The sequence below is a fragment of the Rhodococcus sp. NCIMB 12038 genome, from assembly GCF_002165735.1.
In the GTDB taxonomy this organism is placed as follows: domain Bacteria; phylum Actinomycetota; class Actinomycetes; order Mycobacteriales; family Mycobacteriaceae; genus Rhodococcus_F.
This window is the reverse complement of sequence record NZ_NHML01000012.1, coordinates 150292-168477: the sequence shown is the minus strand read 5'-3', so window position 1 is coordinate 168477 and position 18186 is coordinate 150292. Positions and strand designations below refer to the sequence as shown.

Here is an 18186-nt window from a genome sequence, read left to right as displayed (position 1 = left end):
TCAATGTCACCGCCCGGGCCGGGCTCAATGTCCCAGCAGTACCGCCGTCATCAGGGTGTGCAGACGGGCACGCGACTCCTCGCGGGTGTCGAAGTGGACCAGTCGGCCGATGTCGAGAACCAGCCCCAGTGCCGCGTGCACCAGGAACCGTGCCTCCGGCGCCGAGAGTTCGGACCGCGCGGCGGTCACCAGGTGGACCCACTCCTCGACGTGCAGGCGCTGCACGTTACGGAGATTGGTCCGCTCGTTCTTCGGGAGGTTCCCGATCTCCGCGAAGTAGACCGACAGCACTTCCGGGTTCCCGAACGACAGTTCCAGGTACGACTCGGCGAGCTTGCGGAGGGCGTCCTCGGGGTCGGTGGCGGTGGACAGCGCCGCCGATGTGGCCACGGCCAGCCGGTCGGACGCGCGGTAGAACACCGCCGCCAGAAGGTCTGCCTTGCTGGGGAAATGGCGGTACACGCTCGACGCGTTGATGCCGGCGGCGGCGCCGATCTCCTCGATGCTCGAGTCGTGGTAGCCGTGCCGATCGAAGATCTTGACAGCCTCGTTGATCAGCAATTCGCGCTTGGACGTCACGGCCAGTCCCCGCACCGCGCCGGCGGGGGCGCCCCCGCCCGCGTTCGGGACGGCGGGCGGGAGCGTCGCGTTCAGGATCGACCCGCACGCCGACTTCAGGAGCGTGTCGAGTCGGCGGGTGGCGAGGGTGGTCCGGTGCGCGCTGATGCTGCCGATCACGCTCAACGTCGACGCCCCCAGCGTCGTCGCGTCGACTGCGGTGAGTTCGGGGCGGATCTCGCGCAGCGGCGCGGCAACGCACTGCGTGACGTGCACGAACACGGCGCGAATCCGCTTACGGTCCTCGGCCTCGAGGTACCGGCCCTCCCAGCGGTAGAGCCCGGCGATCTTACGGTTCTCGATGCTGTTGGCGACGATGGCGGCGATCAGGTGTTCGAGGCGATCGCCGGGTTCGAGTTCGGCGACGACATCGAGTGCGCCGTCCGCGGTGGCCTGGAGCGCGTCGGCCGTCGTCGTCGCCGCGTGGACGAACAGGGCGTACTTGTTGGGATAGTGCCGGTACAGGGCGGGGCCGGAAATGCCGATGGTGGCAGCGATCTCGTCGACACCGACCGCATGATAGCCGCGCTCGCTGAATGCTTCGGCCGCGACGTTCGCGATCTGGGCCTTGCGATTCTTGGGGCGGCGGCGGATCGGCCGGTCGGTGGCGGCACCGGCCGCCGTGCTGGTCCGGGCCACGGTCACCTCCAGTAGTGGGCAGTCGTCTGCCAGTTCCTCTGCCGGTCATCTTAACCGAGACTCCCGCGACGACGAGCCTCGGATGGTCCCCGTGCGCTGGAGCGTTCGCCCGGGGTCTCGGTGAATCGCCAGCAAAACAGTGCGAAATGTGTTCCGAGAGGTATTGACACGTACCGAGCGACACCAATAAGTTAACTGCAATTCGCGTTCGGCGGTGGCTTCTTCCATCGTCCCGCCTTCCCGGCCCCGCAGGCCGATTCCCTCGGAGGTAACTGGCTTGATGAGTGCACCACGGCAACTGTCGACCATCCCCGCCGTCGCAGCCGGCGGTCTCCGGGTGGTCGTGGACGGCGGGATCCTCCGGATCACGATCGACCGGCCCGACCGGATGAATGCGCTCGATCTGGCTCACATGACCGCACTCGGCGACGTGCTCACCGCCGCGGCGGCGGATCCTGTCGTCCGCGTCGTCGTCCTCTCGGGTGCGGGCGCGGCATTCTGCACCGGCGCGGATCTCGCCGCGGCGGCCACCGCGGGCGGCCGGGAGGCGCCGCCGGAGGTGGTGATGGATTCCGCCAATCGCGTGATCCGCGCGATCGTCGACCTCCCGATCCCGGTGATCGCGCAGGTCGGCGGCGCGGCTGTCGGGGTCGGGGCGTCCATCGCCCTGGCGGCGGACCTGACGTACGCCGCCGAGGGCGCGTACCTACTCCTCGCATTTGTCAACGTCGGACTCATGCCCGACGGCGGATCCAGTGCGTTGATCGCCGCGTCGATCGGCAGGGCGCGGGCCACCCGGATGGCGCTGCTCGGCGAACGGCTGCCCGCCGACCGGGCGGCGAACGAGGGTCTGATCGCCGGCGTGCTCGCGGCCGACGACCTCCCGGCCCACGTCGACGCCGTCGCGGCGAGGCTGGCCCGTGGTCCGAGGCGGGCCGTCGCGCTGACCAAGCAGGCTCTCACCGCGACCACGCTGACGGAATTGGACCGGGCGCTGGGCCGCGAGAAGGCCGGACAGATCGAATTGCTCCGGTCGCCGGACTTCGCCGAAGGAGTCACGGCCATGCTCACGAAACGTGCTCCGAACTTCCGGAGCTGATGCGAATTGTGGTTAACAAGACTGTTCCGATCGACGTCGACATCTGTAATACTCGTCACAGCCTCCGTGCGGGGCCCGAGGGGCGAACGCGAGTACAGCGAAGGGACCACCACCACATGTCATCACGTAGCGAGCCGCTCACGCAGCCACTGCAATCCCGCCGCAACCACTGGAACAACTGGGTTGCCACCCACGCGCAGACGAAGCCCGACCATCCCGCGTTCCGCCATCTCGGGCAGAGCACCTCGTGGCGGAAACTGCACGAGCGTTCGCAGGCCCTCGCGGGAGCGCTGTCGCGGCGCGGGGTGAACTTCGGCGACCGCGTCCTGCTTCTCACACTCAACCGGACCGAGTTCTTCGAGGCGGTGCTCGCGATCAACGCGCTCGGCGCGATCGCGGTCCCGGTCAACTTCCGGCTGACACCGCCCGAGGTCGCCTTCATCGCCCGGGACTCGGGTGCACGAGCCGTCTTCACCGAGCCGGCGCTGGCGCCCCTCGTTTCCGCTGTGCGGCAGGATGTTCCCGATCTCGGCCTCGCGATCGTCATGGGCGCGGACACCGAGGGCGACGCTCTCGGTTACGAGGACCTCGTCGCGGAAGACGGTCCGGCCTTCGCCCCCGTCGACCTGCCGGAGGACACCCCGTCGCTCATCCTCTACACCTCCGGCACCACCGGAACGCCGAAGGGTGCGGTGCTGTCGCACTCGAACATGGTCGGGCAGTCCATCACCTGCATCCGGGCGATGCGCTACGACAGGGGCGACGACGTCGGGTTCCTCGCGTCCCCGGTGTTCCACGTCGCCGCTCTCGGTTCGGTGGCCCCGATGCTGATGCTCGGCGCCACGACCGTGATCCACCCCCTCAAGGCGTTCGACCCCACCGAGATGCTCGACGTGTGGGAGCGCGAGCGCATCACGACGGTGTTCCTCGTTCCGGTGCAGTGGCAGGCAGTCTGCGCCGATCCCACCGCCGCGCGCCGCGACCTCGCCCTCCGCGTCATCAGTTGGGGCGCCGCACCCGCATCGGACACCGTGCTGCGCGCCATGGCGGAGACTTTCCCGAACGCTCTCGTCGTGGCGGTGTTCGGACAGACCGAGATGTCCCCGATCACGTGCGTGCTCGACGGCGACGACGCGATCCACAAGCTGGGCTCGGTGGGCAAGCCCGTCCCGACCATCCAGACGCGGATCGTCGACGACGAGATGAACGACGTCGCCCCCGGCACGGTCGGCGAGATCGTCTACCGCGGCCCGACCATGATGCAGGGCTACTGGCAGAACCCGGCCGCGACGGCGGACGCGTTCGCCGGCGGGTGGTTCCACTCGGGCGATCTGGTGCGGCAGGACGAGGAAGGCTTCGTCTACGTGGTGGATCGCAAGAAGGACATGATCATCTCCGGGGGCGAGAACATCTACTGCGCCGAGGTGGAGAACGTCCTGTTCGGGCATCCGAGGATCCGGGAAGCCGCCGTGGTCGGCAGGCCACACCCCAAGTGGACCGAGGTGCCCGTCGCGATCGTGGCGCTCGACGACGACGGAGACGATCTGACGGTCGACGAACTCGCCGCGTGGCTCGAAGACAAACTGGCCCGTTACAAGCATCCGAAGGACGTCGTCGTCGTCGACGCCCTCCCGCGGAACGCCAGCGGGAAGGTCGTCAAGGGTGAGCTTCGAAAAGCTTACGGCGCGAACGACGTCGCGGTCGTCTGACCCCGATTCCCATACAGCTCGACGCCGGTCGCCGATCGTGGGTGACCGGCACCGGGGGAGGACCGCGTGACATTCCAGCTGCCACCCGCCAAAGGGCCCGTCAGCCATTTCGCCAACGAAGTCGGTGCGCTCATCGGGTTCTCGATCGCGACCACGGTGGCCGCCGTACGAGTTCTGGTGCGGCGCAGACTGGCCTGGCGGGAACTGCTGGACCAGGCCTGGCGGATCGCCTCGGTCACGTCGGCGCCTGCCCTGCTGCTGATGATCCCCATCGGAGTCCTCATCGCCGTCACGATCGGCAGCCTCGCCGGTCAGCTCGGCGCCGAGGGGTATACGGGGGCGGTCGTCGGGTTCGTGATCGTCGGGCAGGCGTCCGCGCTGGTCTGTGCGCTGATGCTGGCCGGGGTCGGCGGGTCCGCGATCTGCGCGGACCTCGGCTCGCGCACGATCCGCGAAGAGGTCGAGGCCATGGAGGTCCTCGGACTCGATGTGATCGAGCGGCTCGTGGTTCCGCGAGTGCTCGCGGCGGTGCTCGTCGGCGTCGCACTGTGCGCCATGGTCACCGCCGTCGGGGTGTCGGCATGCTTCCTCTTCCAGGTGGTCGTCCAGAACAGTTCGGCGGGAAGCTTTCTCGCGGCACTGTCCCAGTACACGCGACTGTCGGACTTCGTGGTCGCCCTCGTCAAGTCGATGGCGTTCGCGGTGACGTCGGCGCTCGTCGCCAGTTTCAAAGGCCTGCACGCGAAGGGCGGACCCAGCGGTGTCGCCGACGCCGTCAACGAGGCCGTGGTGCTGGCCTTCATCCTCGTTTTCATCGTCAATACCGTGCTCAGTCAGCTCTATTCCGTTCTCGTCGTCCCGGTAGGTGGTTACTGATGGTCGTGAGTACCCGATGGCCCGCAGCGCACTGGGTGCGGGCCAGGGTCCGTCAACCGCTCGGACTGATGACGGGACTGGGCCGGGAATTCACGTTCTACGGCAGCGTGATCGCCGGCGTCCCCCTCGCGGTCGTGAAGTACTGGCGGCACATCATGCGGCAGATCGGCGACATCAGTTTCGGTGGTGCGACCCTGCTCGCCGGCGGCGGAGCGATCGGTGTCGTCTTCGCGATGTCCGCGGTCGCGGCGACGCAGGTGGGCATCGAGGGGTTGCGCGGGCTGGACCTGCTCGGCATGGGTTCGCTGTCCGGGCTCCTGTCCGCGATCCTCAACACTCGCGAACTCGCGCCCGTGATCGCCAACATCGCGCTCGCGGCGAAGGTCGGCACGGGGTTCACTGCACAGCTCGGCGCCATGCGCATCTCGGAGGAGATCAGCGCGCTGGACGCGATGGCGATCCCGTCGCTGCCGTTCCTCGCGAGCACCAGGCTGGTCTCGTGCCTGATCTGTGTGGTGCCGCTGTACGTCGTGGGGCTGCTGTCGTCCTATCTGGCTTCGCGACTGGTGATCGTCACGTTCAGCGGGCAGTCGGCCGGAACCTACGACTACTACTTCCATCTCATGCTCACCCCCACCGACGTCGCGTACTCGTTCGTGAAGGCGATCGTGTTCGCGACGATCATCGCGCTCGTGCACTGCTCGTACGGGTACCACGCGTACGGCGGGCCCGAGGGGGTCGGCCGGGCGGCCGGGCGCGCGTTGCGCACGAGCATTCTCGCCATCGGCATCGTCGACCTGCTGCTGACCCTCACCCTGTGGGGCCTCGTCCCGTCCGCCCCCGCCCTGGGGTTGCCGTGATGCGCGGCCGCCCGGGAGGTCCGGGGAGCGGGTCCCTCGCGGTGCGGGGGGTGATCGGAGTGGCGGTCCTGGCCCTCGGATCGGCGCTGCTGGTCGGTTTCGGCACCGGTGCAATCGTCACCGACCCCGTCGTGACGGCGACGCTTCCGGCGGACGCCGGTGCGGTGAAGGCGCACACCACTGTGTCGTACAAAGGCGCGACCGTCGGCACCGTGTCGAGCGTCGACCCCGGACAGGACGAGACGGGCATGAACATCAGTCTCCGCCCCGAACAGATGCAGCACATCCCGGCGTCCGTCCAGGTGCGGGTGGTGCCGCGCACATTGTTCGGCGACCAGACCGTCGAGCTGGTGTCCACTGCGGGAACCGGCGGTGCGCGGCTCGAGGCCGGTGCCCGGCTGCAGCCCGACACATCGGCCGAGACCGTCCAGATGTACGACTTGTACTCGAAGGTCTACGACCTGGTGTCCCGGGTGAAGCCCGAGCAGATGCAGGCCGCGCTGAGCGCCGTCGCCGACGCGTTGCGCGGGCGCGGCGAACAATTGGGGCAGACAATCGACAGCCTCCACACGGTGGCGCAGTCGACCGCTCCTCTCGTCGACTCCGTCGCGGAGCGCGCGCCGCAGATCGCCCGGATCAGCGAACAGCTGGCCACGGCCGCACCCGACGTCCTCGCGGCCATGGACGCGGCGGTGTCGCTGTCCAACACTCTCGTCGAGAACACCGGCAGCTTCACCGGTTTCCTCGCCGCCTCCCTCGTCGTGTCGAGGAACTCCGGCGACGTCCTGGAGCAGAACGCGGACAACATGATCGCGGTGGCGCTGAACGTCTCACCGACCCTGGGCACCTTGGCCGGCAAGTCCGACCTGCTGCGGGCGACCCTGGACGAGGCGGGCCCGTTCGGTGACGCCGGCGCCGCTGTCTTCTCCACCGGCAAGTTCGCGGTGCGGGTCGCCGCCGACCTGTCCAACCCGCGGCCCTACACCTCGTCCGACTGCCCGCGGTACCCCGGCCTGAACGGACCGAACTGCGGGAGCGGTGGCGGAGGATGAGCGTCCGGAACTCGGCAATCAAACTGGTGGTCTTCGCCGTCTTCGGGATTCTCTCCGCGGTCCTCGTGGTGAATACACTGCGGGTGCCGGTGGAGGGACCGACCGTCGCGTACAAGGCGTTGTTCACCGACGCCCAGGGGGTGACTCCCGGCAGCGACGTCACCATCGCCGGTGTGCGGGTGGGACGCGTGGCTTCGGTCGACATCGTCGACGGCGACGCCGGAAGCGCCACCGCCCTGGTGAACTTCGAGGTGCAGCGCGATCAGGCTCTGCCCGCCGACACGACCGTCGCGATCCGGTACGGCGACCTGCTCGGGATACGGTATCTCGATCTCGCGGCCGGTCCGTCGGGCGACGAGGGCACCCTCGCGGAGGGCGACACGATTCCGCTCGACCGGACGTCGCCCGCACTCGATCTCACCAGTCTCTTCAACGGATTCAAGCCGTTGTTCGACGCGATCGACCCGAAACAGGTCAACGAACTCGCCACCGAGGTCGTCGCCGTGTTCGACGGCCGGAAGACGAGCATGGAAACGCTGCTGCGCAGGGTCGCGGACGTCACCGGCAACCTCGCGAATCACGATCAGCTGATCGGGGATCTCATCACGAACCTCGACGTGGTGGTGGGAACGGCGGCGGCCCGCGGTCCGGAACTGTCCCACCTCGTCGACAGCCTGACCCAGTTCACCGGGATGCTCGCCGAGGACAACGAGGTTCTCATGGACACCCTCGATCAGAGTGCGGCGGTGAGCCGTTCGGCCCTGCAGATCGTGGACGGACGGGTCCCGGAACTCGGCCGCACGGTGAACCGACTCGAATCCCTGACGGGGGCGATGGTAGGTGCCGACCCGGAATTCGATCACCTGATGGTGGCCATGCCGCAATTTTTCTCCTCCGTCGACCGCTCGGGTTCCTACGGTTCCTGGCTCAACATCTACCTGTGCACCTTCATCGTCAACGTCGACGGTCGTGAAGGCGCCCTCGGTCCCGACCTGCATTCGAGGTACTGCCAATGAGTGTCACCGCGAAGGCGCGCGACGTCTGGGACGCGCTGGCCGGAAACCAGCGGGTGCGGCCCGTCAATCCGCTGATCGTCGGCATCGTGGGAATCCTCGCCGCGACGCTGGCGCTGGCCCTGGTTCTCGTGATCCCGCGCGTGAGTTTCAGCGTGCGAACCGACGGTTACACCGCCGAACTCGCGAACGCCGCAGGCCTGACCGATTCCGACTACGTGTACGTCGCCGGGGTGCCCGCCGGCCGGGTGACCGCGGTGGACCTGGCAGGCGATCACGTGGTCGTGCATTTCCGGCTGGACGGCGCGCGTCACCTCGGGTCGACGACGTCCGCGGGCGTCAAGCTGTCGACCATCCTCGGCAAGCGGTACCTGGACGTGTCACCGTCGGGACCCGGCGACCTGAGCGACGACGGGGTGATACCCCTGAGCCGCACCAGTGTTCCGTACTCGCTCGACGACATCGGCTCGTCCGCGATCGAGACGGCGGACGACCTCGACCTCGGTGGACTGCAGAAGATGCTCACCGTCGTGACGGACACGGTGCCGCAGGACGCGACCCTCAACCGGGAGGCACTGTCCGGGGTGAGTGCGGCGTCCGCGATCCTGGCGAAGAACGCGGATCAGGTCACGCAACTGCTCGACAGCTCGCGAACCCTCACCGACGTGCTGGTCGGTCAGCAGGATCAGCTGACCACCCTGCTCGGCAACGCCGACGTCGTGATGACCACGCTCGCCACCCGGCGGGAGGCCATCCACCGGATGGTCGACGATCTCCGGGCCCTGATCGCGCAGGCGTCGCAGTTCCTCGGCGAGAACACCGTCGAACTCGACTCACTGCTCGCGAACGCGCGGAAGGTGACGGATCGACTCGACGCGAACCTCGCCAACCTCGACGCGCTGCTCACCATGGGTGCGCCGGCCGCGAGGGCGCTCGTGAACGCGACCGGCAACGGCGACTGGGCTGACGTGTCGGCGCCGTCGGCCGTGATCGCCGACAACCTGCTCTGCGTCGTCGGACTGATCACGGGGTGCTCGTGAGCGCGGGCGCCGCACGCCGGATCGTCGGGATCGGCGGCGTGCTCGCCCTCGTGGCAGCGATCGTCGTGGCCGGGTGGCTGCTGATCGTCCGCACCTCCTCCACCGTGATCCATTCCGAATTCGCCTACGTCAACGGGGTGTTTCCCGGCACCGAGGTCACCGTGCTCGGCGTGCCCGTCGGCACCGTCGAGTCCGTCGAACCGCGAGGCGCGACGGTGACGGTCACGATGTCGATCGCGTCCAACATCGTGGTGCCTGCCGACGCGAACGCGTACGTGCTGGTGTCCTCCGCGATCGGGGAGCGCTTCGTCGAACTCGGTCCCGCGTACACCGGCGGTCCGGTGCTGGAGAGCGGGCAGACCATTCCTCCCGAACGCAGTCATTCGCCCATCACCTGGGACCAGCTGATGGACAGCGTCGACACCGTCGTCAGGACACTCGGCCCCGACGGCGGCGACGCCGGCGCCGCGATCTCGGCCGCGGCGGCGTCCACCGACGGGCTCGGTCCCGCGATGAACGACGCCATCCGCACACTGTCGCAGGCGAGTTCGGTGATCGCGGGTAACAGCGCGGACGTCGGAGCGCTCGTCGACAACCTCGAGATTCTCGTCAACGCGATCTCGGCGCGTCAGGCGCAGGTCGACTCCCTCGCCGGTTCGCTCACCGCCATCGGAGACGAATTCGCCGGGCAGCAGTTCGCGATCGGCGACACGGTGAACCAGTTGTCCGCGTTGCTCAATCAGATCGACCAACTCGTGTCCGCCCGGGGCGGCGACATCGCCGCAGGCATCGACGATCTGGCGGGAGTGAGCGAAGTGCTGCAGAGACACGACACCGATCTCGCCGAGATCATGGACCTGGTGCCGCTGCTGATCGACAACATCCAGCGCGCGGTCACTCCGGACCAGCGCGCCCGCATCCGGTTGAACATCTCCACCAACCTGGCGCAGGCCGAGCCGACGTCCCCGCTCTGCGCGGTGATGGATCCGATCCTCTGCCGCGGAGCGGGAATCACGAACCCGATTCAGTTTCCGCCCAGCATGTCCGACCCGTTCGGGCTGCGCGAACTCATGGTCGGAGGACGATGACGATCCGCACGAGAACGACGTCTCTGACGGCGGCGCTGATCGTCGGCGCGACGCTGCCCGCCGCCGGGTGTTCGCTGAGCCTGCAGGAACTGTCGGTGGGCCGCTCACCGGACGGTCCGTCCTACGAGATCACCGCGCAGTTCGACGGCGTCGACCGCGTCGTGCCCGGCGCCGAGGTCCGGGTGGGGCAGGAGGTGGTGGGCCGTGTCTCGGATGTGTCGACCCGGGATTTCACCGCAGAGGTCGAGATGCGGATCCGCGACGACGTCCCGATTCCGCGGGACGCGAAGGCACGCATCGAACTGCCCACGGCCCTCGGCAATCCCTTCATCCGACTCGACGTCGCCGACGCGGCGGGCGGACCGATGAGCGAGGGCGACGTGCTCCCGCTGTCGCAGACGTCGCGCGGCCCCGACATCGAGAGCGGACTGGCTGCGCTGGCCACGGTGCTCAACGGCAGCGGCATCGATCAGATACACGCCATCATGAACGAATTGACCGTCGCCTTCACCGGACGCTCCGACAAGATCCGGGAACTGGTGGACATGCTGAACGACACGCTGGGCGTCGTCGACGACCACCGGGACGAACTCGACCGGGCGATGGTGGCGTCCAACGCGTTCGCGGCGGAACTCGCCGCCGGCCAACCGGTCCTCGACCGGGCGATGACCGACCTGGCGCCGGTGGTGGATCTCCTGGTGTCGCAACGAGATCAGATCACCGCGCTCATGGGGGAGGCGTCCCGGCTCAGCCGCGAGGCGGAGCGTGTCCTCGGCGGCGCCGGATCCACACTGTCGACCGAGATCAGCGACGCCGGAACCGTGCTCGCCGCTCTCGACGGCTTCGAGTCGGAGCTCGCCCCGACCCTGAACTCGGTGGCGACGTTCCTCGGCGGATTCGCCGCGGCCACACCCGGTGACTACACGACATTCGACGGAACGTTCGACGTCACCGCCGTCATCGCGAAACTGCTCACCGGATCGGCCCCGCTCGAGGTGCCCGAAGCCCGCACGCTGCCCGAGGTACTCGGCGGAGGCGTCCGATGATGACACGCCACGTCGTGGCGCAGCTGGTGCTGTTCCTCGTCATCTCGGTCGTCGCGATCCTCTTCGGGCTGCGGTACGTCACCGGCCCGGACACGTTCGGAGACCCCATTCATCTGACCGCCCGCCTCGACCACGCCACCGGTCTCGCCCAGGGTGCATCCGTCAACTACCGGGGAGTCGGGGTGGGAAAGATCAGCTCCGTCGACGTGAACGAGGAGGGGACGGGCATCGTCCTCGGCATCGAGCTGCAACCTGGCACACAGGTGTCCGCCGGGTCGACCGCGAAGATCACCACCGAGAACGCGATCGGTATCCAGGCGCTCGACATCATGCCCGACAGCGCGGACCCGCCGTACCTCGCGGACGGCGACCTCATCGACGTGCCGCAGGAGGGGATTCCGCGATCGCTCGACGCGACGCTCGTCCAGACGACGGACCTCGTGAACTCGATGGACGTCACCGCCCTGTCCTCGCTCGCGGACACGTTCGGCACCGCCTTCGGAGGCACGGGACCCGACCTGCAGAACATGCTCGACGGTTCCGCCGAGATCGCCCGGACCCTCGAAACCCGCACCGACGCACTGTCGACCATCGTGAACAAGGGCTTGCCGCTCCTGGACACGGTGGACGGTCTCACCGCCGCCCTGCCGGAATCGGTGAGCACCGCCCGCAGCGTGCTCGAACAGTTGCGCGCCCACGACTCCGCGCTCGTGGACCTGCTCGGACGGTCGCCGCAGACGATGGCGAGCCTCGACGCACTGCTGTCGGGAAACCGCGACTCCCTGGGCACCCTGATGGCGAATCTGGTTCTCCCCACCGAGATCCTCGGCGACCGGACCCCCTCCCTCGAGTACGGCCTGACCATCATGCCCGGCGCTCTACCGAAGATCGCGTCGATCGAGAAGGGTGGGCTCGCCGACCTGCTCCTCGTCGGAACGCAGGGGCCGATGTGCGTGTACGACGCCCCACGCCGTCTGGTGACCGAGGCGGAACCGACTGAGCCTGCCCTGGACTGGACCTGCCAGTCGCAGCAGTACCTCGAGCAGCGCGGCGCCGTGAACGTCCCACGACCTGACGACCTCGGTCAGGAGAACGCGACCAGGAACGGCGGTGTCTACGGCCCACCCGCGGCAGACGATCCATTGGTCATCGAACCCCCGTTGACGGGGCACACCCCACGCTAGGTCCGTGCACGAGCCGAGGAGAGAACACCGATGAGCAAACCGACGGGCGGGGTGCTACGCCGGGGTGCCGGCGGCCCGGCGATAGCCGCGCACGGCGGGGTAGGTGAAGATCAGCAACCCGGCGACCGACCACGCGATCGTCTTCAGCAGAGGTTCCGCGACGGGACCGCCCATCGACAGTCCCTTCATCGCGTCGATCGCGCAGGACATCGGCTGGTTCTCCACGAACGGCTGGAGCCATGTGGGGTAGGCGCCGGTGGGCACGAATCCGGAGTTGAAGAACAGCAGCAGAGTGCACAACAGCGACAGGATTTCGACGAGCGGTGCCTTCGCCGCGTTGACGGCAAGGGCCGTCACCATCGTCGCGAAACTCACGCCGAACAGCAGCGGGAGCAGCATCAGGGCGATCCCGGCGAGAATGCCCTGGTTGAAACGGAATCCGATGGCGAAACCGACCGCGATGATCAGCACGGTGGTGAGCACGATCCGCACGGACTCGGCCATGAGACGACTGAGCAGGCCCGACGCGCGGTGCACGGGCAGTACCCAGAACCGGCTCAGGAGCCCGTCCGCCCATTCCTTCTTCAACGACAGGCCGCCCGCGATGGAACCGAACATCGCGCCGACGAGCGTGATCATCGGAACGGTCCCGAAAACGCTGTTGACGCCGGTGGCCTTGGTGATCGAGATCCCGAGCACCGCCCAGAACATCAGCAGCATCAGCGACGGGTACACGATCGCCTGCAGCATCGTGTACGGGTCCCGGGCCCAGCGAAGCAGAAGGCGCTTGGTCTGCAGCAGGCTGTGCGAGAACAGCGCGGCGAGGGAGTTCTCCGGGTGGGGTTCGATCACCTCGGGAAACGTCACCGTCGCCGGTGTGTCGGATCGGTACTCGGTGGTCATCCGCGCCTCACATTCGACCAGATCGACAACGGAATGAAGACCAGCGCCAGCCCGCCGCACCACAGCAGAGTGGGTGTCAGTTGGTGGAACGTGATCGTGCCGTCCGTCATGGCACGCATGGACGTGGAGAACTGCGAGATGGGCTGATTGCGCACGAAGCCCTGCGCCCACTCGGGGAACTGTGTCACCGGAACGAAACCGGAGGAGAACATGCCGAGGATCAGCTGGGGGAGCGTCAGCGCCTGACTGGTGACCTCGGGGCTGCGGGTGAGGGTGCCGAGGGCGTCGGCGCCCGTCGTGAGCGTGAACCCGATCAGCATCGCCAGCCCGCAGAACGCCGCGGTCAGCCCGAGTCCGCCGGAGAACCGGAAGCCGATCGCGTATCCGTAGCCGATCGCGGCGACGAGTGAGATCGTCGAATGCACGAGGCATGCGGTCATGCGTGCCGTCAGCGGGACCGCCGCCTTGACCGGCATCGTCTGGAACCGGGAATTCATGCCGTTCGACGCCTCGGTGGCCGCGCGGTGTGCCGCCGAGATCGCGGTGAACGCCATGGCCTGCAGGACGATGATCGGCATGACGAACTGCGCGTAATCGATGCCCTGGAACTTCATCACCAGACGCAGCGGCAGATAGAACCCGATGGTGAAGATCAACGGCGCCAGCACTGCGATGAAGAACTGACCGAACACCCACATCGTGTGCAGATTCCGCTGGGACAGCGCAATCCACTGCTGGACGCTCGACGGATGCGGCCGCCGGTGCTTGCCTTCGAGGGTGCGCTCGAATCCGAGCTGGGCGGGCGCCGTCACGACGGCAGGCTCTCGTCGACGCGGACGTGGCCGGTGAGTGAGAGGAACACGTCGTCGAGGGACGGGCGCCGCAGGGCGATGTCCGCGAGGGTGACCCCGGCGAGGTCGAGTCGGCGCAGAACCTCGGCGAGGGTCTGGGCGCCGTGCTCGGCGGGAATCGACAACCGGTCGGTGCCTTCCTCGATGACCCGGCCGGGTGGGCACAGGCTCGTGAGGATCTCCCGGACGCGTGGCAGGTCGTCGAGGCTGACCGGGACGACCTCGCAGTAACTTCCGCCGGTCCGGGCCTTCAACTCGTCCGCGGTGCCCTCGGCGATCACGGTGCCCTTGTCGATCACGACGATGTTGTCACTGAGGAGGTCGGCCTCCTCGAGGTACTGCGTCGTCAACAGGATCGTGATGCCCTGCTCCTTGAGCGCGGACACGAGGGACCACACGCCCTGGCGGCTGCGGGGGTCGAGGCCGGTCGTCGGCTCGTCGAGGAACACGACCTCGGGACGGATCACGAGGCCACAGGCGATGTCGACGCGCCGGCGCATACCGCCCGAATACCCGGACACCTTCCGGTCACCCGCGTCGAGCAGATCGAACTGCGTCAGCAGATCCTCGGCGCGTGATTTCGCGGACGCCTTGGGCAGGCCCATCAGCCGGCCGAACAGCACGAGATTCTCGCGCCCGGTCAGCGACTCGTCCAGCGCGGCGTACTGACCCGTCATCATGATGCTGCGACGAACGTCGGCAGCTTCCTCGACCACGTCGTGTCCGGCGACGAATGCGCGGCCCGCATCGGGGCGCAGCAGGGTCGACAGCACGTTGACGGTGGTGGTCTTCCCTGCGCCGTTGGGGCCCAGGATGCCCAGCACCGTGCCGCGGGGCACCTCGAAGCTCACACCCCGCAACGCTGCTACGTCACCGAAGGATTTCTCGATTCCCTCGACAAGAACGGCGGTGTCAGGTGCTGGCATGTCCTCGAGTATGTCACGCGAAGAGGGCGATCAAAGCAGACCGGCGAAGACCTCCCCGCCCTCGGAACGCGGACGGAAATCTTGTGTAACGGGTAGAGAGACGTCCGCGATAAATGCCGGACGTCTGTACCACTTCGACCCCGGCGACCACGGTGCAACCGATCCCGCCCGGCCCGAAGCTCCTGCTGCGCCGCGACGTTCCGGCTCCGGGGAAGTGCCACAGGGCAATTCGAGTCGCCGCCACGGGCGCCGGACCGAATGTGAGCTTCGACATGCGCCTTTCGCGACCGCGTCGGCGTTCGTATCCGACGTGGTCGGCGGTCGTCCCTGCTGCTTCTTCTGTCCGTATTACTTGGGGGTGACCCACGTCGTGATGTCGGCGTGGACCACCTCGGCTCCCCGGCGGTCGAGGATGCGCACGGGGACGACCACGTCGGTGCCCGCGGTCATCGCGCCGAAGTCCGGCAATTCCGTCAGTTCCGCGACGGCCCGCAGCGGCCCGTTCGCCTTGGCGAGGTAGTCGACGGTCATCGATTTCGGGATCCACCGGTGCGTCGGCGGCACGGTCGCCTCGGACAGCATGCCCATGGCCGCCTCGGCGAGGTTGCACGCGGCGATCGCGTGGAACGTGCCGAGGTGGTTGCGGACGCCCCACCACTTCGGTGCCCGCACCTCGCAACGGCCCGGCCGCATCTCGACGACGCGGGGGAGCACCGAGCCGAAGTAGGGGACGCGGATGCACATGCCGACGGAGAACAACGCGTGTCCGAGCGCGTTGTCGGGGAGCTTCTGCCAGGCGGCGTAGGTGGGGCTCGAGGGTGTCATGCCCAGATATTACTTCAAAGTAAGTTCGGGGCCCGGCGAGTGTGATCGAGCCCGGTTTGATCTCTCCTGCGCGGTACGGCATACTGGTCGGGTTGCCTTGTCTGGGACGCGATCGTTTGCGGCCCGAAACAGGTGGGGTGAAACGTCGCGGTGTAGATCGAATGACCTGCTCGCGGCCACATGCAAGACGGAAGCAGTACCTACTGGCACTCGCATTGAGTGCATCCGGTACGCGTTCCCGGCCCGAAGAGCTGAAAAGTTACGGGTCGGAGAATGAGTGGGAGGGCGACACGCCCGACCGCGTGTACCGGAGAACCATGACAGATGAACAGCGGCAGCGGATCGGGTGTGTCCCGGTCGCCTAGCGTTCGGACAGTTGCGGCCCAGGTAAGGGACTGTGCAGACGAGGTAGTTCGGCCCGACTCGGGTGGGACTACGAAACGCGGCAAGAAAAGGACACTAAGCGTGGCGGGACAGAAGATCCGCATCAGGCTCAAGGCCTACGACCATGAGGCGATCGACGCGTCAGCGCGCAAGATCGTCGAGACGGTGACCCGTACCGGGGCCCGCGTCGTTGGACCCGTGCCGTTGCCGACCGAAAAGAACGTGTACTGCGTCATCCGCTCGCCGCACAAGTACAAGGACTCGCGCGAGCACTTCGAGATGCGTACTCACAAGCGGCTTATCGACATCCTCGACCCGACGCCCAAGACGGTTGACGCGCTCATGCGCATCGACCTTCCGGCCAGCGTCGACGTCAACATTCAGTGAGCGCGGCGGAGACAAAAACAATGACTGATACCAAGATCAAGGGAATCCTGGGCACCAAGCTCGGCATGACCCAGGTCTTCGACGAGAACAACCGGGTCGTTCCGGTCACCGTCGTGAAGGCCGGACCGAACGTCGTGACCCAGATTCGTACCGAAGAGCGTGACGGCTACAGCGCCGTGCAGCTCGCGTTCGGCGCCATCGACCCGCGCAAGGTGAACAAGCCGACTTCCGGCCAGTTCGCCAAGGCCGGCGTCACCCCGCGCCGCCACGTTGTGGAGCTCCGCGTTGCCGACACCTCGGAGTACGAGGTCGGCCAGGAACTTACCGCCGAGGTCTTCGAGGACGGCGCTTACGTCGACGTCACCGGAACCAGCAAGGGTAAGGGCTTCGCCGGAACCATGAAGCGCCACGGCTTCTCCGGTCAGGGTGCATCGCACGGTGCACAGGCCGTTCACCGTCGCCCCGGTTCCATCGGTGGTTGCGCCACTCCGGGCCGCGTGTTCAAGGGAATGCGCATGTCCGGCCGCATGGGTAGCGACCGCATCACGACGCAGAACCTCTCCGTTCACAAGGTGGACGCCGAGAACGGCCTGCTGCTGATCAAGGGTGCGATCCCCGGCCGCAAGGGTGGCCTCGTGATCGTCAAGAGTGCAGTGAAGGGTGGTGCACGAGCATGACCAGCACCGAGACATCGACGACCAAGCTGACGCTGGACGTCAAGGTCGCCGGCGGCAAGACCAACGGCACCGTCGATCTCCCCGCGGAGATCTTCGACGCGCCTGCCAACATCGCGCTTCTCCACCAGGTTGTCGTCGCGCAGCTCGCCGCTGCACGCCAGGGCACCCACTCCACCAAGACCCGCGGCGAGGTTCGCGGCGGTGGCAAGAAGCCGTACCGCCAGAAGGGCACCGGCCGCGCCCGTCAGGGCTCGACCCGTGCACCGCAGTTCGCCGGTGGTGGCACCGTCCACGGCCCGCAGCCGCGCGACTACAGCCAGCGGACTCCCAAGAAGATGAAGGCCGCCGCACTGCGCGGAGCCCTCTCCGACCGGGCCCGCAACGAGCGCATCCACGTGATCACCGAACTGGTCGCCGGTCAGACTCCGTCCACGAAGTCCGCCCGCACCTTCCTCGGCGAGATCTCGGATCGCAAGAAGGTCCTGCTCGTCGTCGGACGCGCGGACATCGCGGCCTGGAAGAGCGTGCAGAACCTGGACGGCGTGCACCCCATTGCACCCGACCAGCTCAACACCTACGACGTGCTCAACAGCGATGACGTCGTGTTCAGCGTCGAGGCGCTCAACGCGTTCATCCACGGGCCCGCCGAGACCGCCCAGGCAGAGAACAAGGAGGAGGGCAAGTGAGCACCATCGCCGATCCCCGCGACATCCTGCTCGCCCCGGTCATCTCCGAGAAGTCCTACGGACTGATCGAGGAAGGCACCTACACCTTCCTGGTGCACCCGGACTCGAACAAGACGCAGATCAAGATTGCCGTCGAGAAGATCTTCGGCGTCACCGTGACCAGCGTCAACACCGCCAACCGTCAGGGCAAGCGCAAGCGGACCCGGTTCGGTTACGGCAAGCGCAAGGACACCAAGCGCGCGCTCGTGACCCTCTCGGCCGACAGCAAGCCCATCGAGATCTTCGGAGGACCGGTCGCGTAAGCGCCGGGACTTGACGAGACA

The 18186-nt window shown here is 67.4% G+C and carries 19 protein-coding genes; 14 read left to right on the top strand and 5 right to left on the bottom strand.

Annotated elements, in window-relative coordinates:
• Positions 1 to 24 precede the first annotated feature (24 nt).
• Complete coding sequence (locus tag CA951_RS20030) at positions 25 to 1263, bottom strand: TetR/AcrR family transcriptional regulator (RefSeq protein WP_087558478.1); 1239 nt, start codon at positions 1261 to 1263, stop codon at positions 25 to 27.
• A gap of 274 nt (positions 1264 to 1537) precedes the next feature.
• On the opposite strand from CA951_RS20030, the gene CA951_RS20025 reads away from it, so the two are divergent.
• The 10 genes from CA951_RS20025 (at position 1538) to CA951_RS19980 (ending at position 12224) form a co-directional block, all read left to right on the top strand.
• Complete coding sequence (locus CA951_RS20025; protein WP_087558477.1) at positions 1538 to 2356, top strand: enoyl-CoA hydratase; 819 nt, start codon at positions 1538 to 1540, stop codon at positions 2354 to 2356.
• A 116-nt stretch (positions 2357 to 2472) separates the two neighbouring features.
• Complete coding sequence (gene fadD5 / locus CA951_RS20020) at positions 2473 to 4065, top strand: fatty-acid--CoA ligase FadD5 (protein WP_087558476.1); 1593 nt, start codon at positions 2473 to 2475, stop codon at positions 4063 to 4065.
• A 66-nt stretch (positions 4066 to 4131) separates the two neighbouring features.
• The gene (locus tag CA951_RS20015) at positions 4132 to 4941 is read left to right on the top strand and encodes an ABC transporter permease (RefSeq protein WP_087558475.1); all 810 of its coding nucleotides are present in this window, start codon (positions 4132 to 4134) and stop codon (positions 4939 to 4941) included.
• The gene (locus CA951_RS20010) at positions 4941 to 5801 is read left to right on the top strand and encodes an ABC transporter permease (RefSeq protein WP_087558474.1); all 861 of its coding nucleotides are present in this window, start codon (positions 4941 to 4943) and stop codon (positions 5799 to 5801) included. Before CA951_RS20015 ends, CA951_RS20010 begins: the two co-directional genes overlap by 1 nt.
• Positions 5802 to 5851: 50 nt before the next feature.
• Positions 5852 to 6853, top strand: a complete 1002-nt coding sequence (locus CA951_RS20005; protein WP_256974000.1) for an MCE family protein — start codon at positions 5852 to 5854, stop codon at positions 6851 to 6853.
• Positions 6850 to 7869 (top strand): MCE family protein, encoded by a 1020-nt coding sequence (locus CA951_RS20000; RefSeq protein ID WP_087558472.1) that lies wholly within the window; start codon positions 6850 to 6852, stop codon positions 7867 to 7869. The genes CA951_RS20005 and CA951_RS20000 overlap by 4 nt, the downstream gene beginning before the upstream one ends.
• A complete protein-coding gene (locus CA951_RS19995) occupies positions 7866 to 8906 on the top strand; it encodes an MCE family protein (protein WP_087558471.1) in 1041 nt (346 codons plus the stop codon). The genes CA951_RS20000 and CA951_RS19995 overlap by 4 nt, the downstream gene beginning before the upstream one ends.
• Positions 8903 to 9994 carry an MCE family protein gene (locus CA951_RS19990; RefSeq protein ID WP_256973999.1) on the top strand — a complete coding sequence of 364 codons (1092 nt, stop codon included), beginning with the start codon at positions 8903 to 8905 and terminating at the stop codon, positions 9992 to 9994. The genes CA951_RS19995 and CA951_RS19990 overlap by 4 nt, the downstream gene beginning before the upstream one ends.
• Positions 9991 to 11040 carry an MCE family protein gene (locus CA951_RS19985; protein ID WP_087558469.1) on the top strand — a complete coding sequence of 350 codons (1050 nt, stop codon included), beginning with the start codon at positions 9991 to 9993 and terminating at the stop codon, positions 11038 to 11040. Before CA951_RS19990 ends, CA951_RS19985 begins: the two co-directional genes overlap by 4 nt.
• On the top strand, positions 11037 to 12224 hold the full coding sequence (locus CA951_RS19980) for an MlaD family protein (RefSeq protein ID WP_087558468.1): 1188 nt from the start codon (positions 11037 to 11039) through the stop codon (positions 12222 to 12224). Before CA951_RS19985 ends, CA951_RS19980 begins: the two co-directional genes overlap by 4 nt.
• Before the next feature lie 54 nt (positions 12225 to 12278).
• Here CA951_RS19980 and CA951_RS19975 read toward each other — a convergent pair whose 3' ends face one another.
• The 4 genes from CA951_RS19975 to CA951_RS19960 all read right to left on the bottom strand — a co-directional run bounded on the left by CA951_RS19975 (position 12279) and on the right by CA951_RS19960 (position 15729).
• Positions 12279 to 13127, bottom strand: a complete 849-nt coding sequence (locus CA951_RS19975; RefSeq protein ID WP_087558467.1) for an ABC transporter permease — start codon at positions 13125 to 13127, stop codon at positions 12279 to 12281.
• On the bottom strand, positions 13124 to 13939 hold the full coding sequence (locus CA951_RS19970; RefSeq protein WP_087558466.1) for an ABC transporter permease: 816 nt from the start codon (positions 13937 to 13939) through the stop codon (positions 13124 to 13126). Before CA951_RS19970 ends, CA951_RS19975 begins: the two co-directional genes overlap by 4 nt.
• Complete coding sequence (locus CA951_RS19965; RefSeq protein WP_087558465.1) at positions 13936 to 14904, bottom strand: ATP-binding cassette domain-containing protein; 969 nt, start codon at positions 14902 to 14904, stop codon at positions 13936 to 13938. Before CA951_RS19965 ends, CA951_RS19970 begins: the two co-directional genes overlap by 4 nt.
• A 348-nt stretch (positions 14905 to 15252) precedes the next feature.
• A complete protein-coding gene (locus CA951_RS19960; protein WP_087558464.1) occupies positions 15253 to 15729 on the bottom strand; it encodes a hotdog fold domain-containing protein in 477 nt (158 codons plus the stop codon).
• A 465-nt stretch (positions 15730 to 16194) separates the two neighbouring features.
• Between CA951_RS19960 and rpsJ the strand changes: the two genes are divergently transcribed.
• From rpsJ to rplW, 4 genes are read left to right on the top strand one after another with little or no spacing between them, the layout of a single operon-like run.
• Entirely contained in the window at positions 16195 to 16500 is a 306-nt protein-coding gene (gene rpsJ / locus CA951_RS19955) for a 30S ribosomal protein S10 (RefSeq protein ID WP_003938093.1), read from the top strand.
• Between the two features lie 20 nt (positions 16501 to 16520).
• The gene (gene rplC / locus CA951_RS19950) at positions 16521 to 17177 is read left to right on the top strand and encodes a 50S ribosomal protein L3 (RefSeq protein ID WP_087558463.1); all 657 of its coding nucleotides are present in this window, start codon (positions 16521 to 16523) and stop codon (positions 17175 to 17177) included.
• A complete protein-coding gene (gene rplD, locus CA951_RS19945; RefSeq protein WP_087558462.1) occupies positions 17174 to 17863 on the top strand; it encodes a 50S ribosomal protein L4 in 690 nt (229 codons plus the stop codon). The genes rplC and rplD overlap by 4 nt, the downstream gene beginning before the upstream one ends.
• Positions 17860 to 18165, top strand: a complete 306-nt coding sequence (gene rplW / locus CA951_RS19940; protein ID WP_005239632.1) for a 50S ribosomal protein L23 — start codon at positions 17860 to 17862, stop codon at positions 18163 to 18165. Before rplD ends, rplW begins: the two co-directional genes overlap by 4 nt.
• Positions 18166 to 18186: the final 21 nt, after the last annotated feature.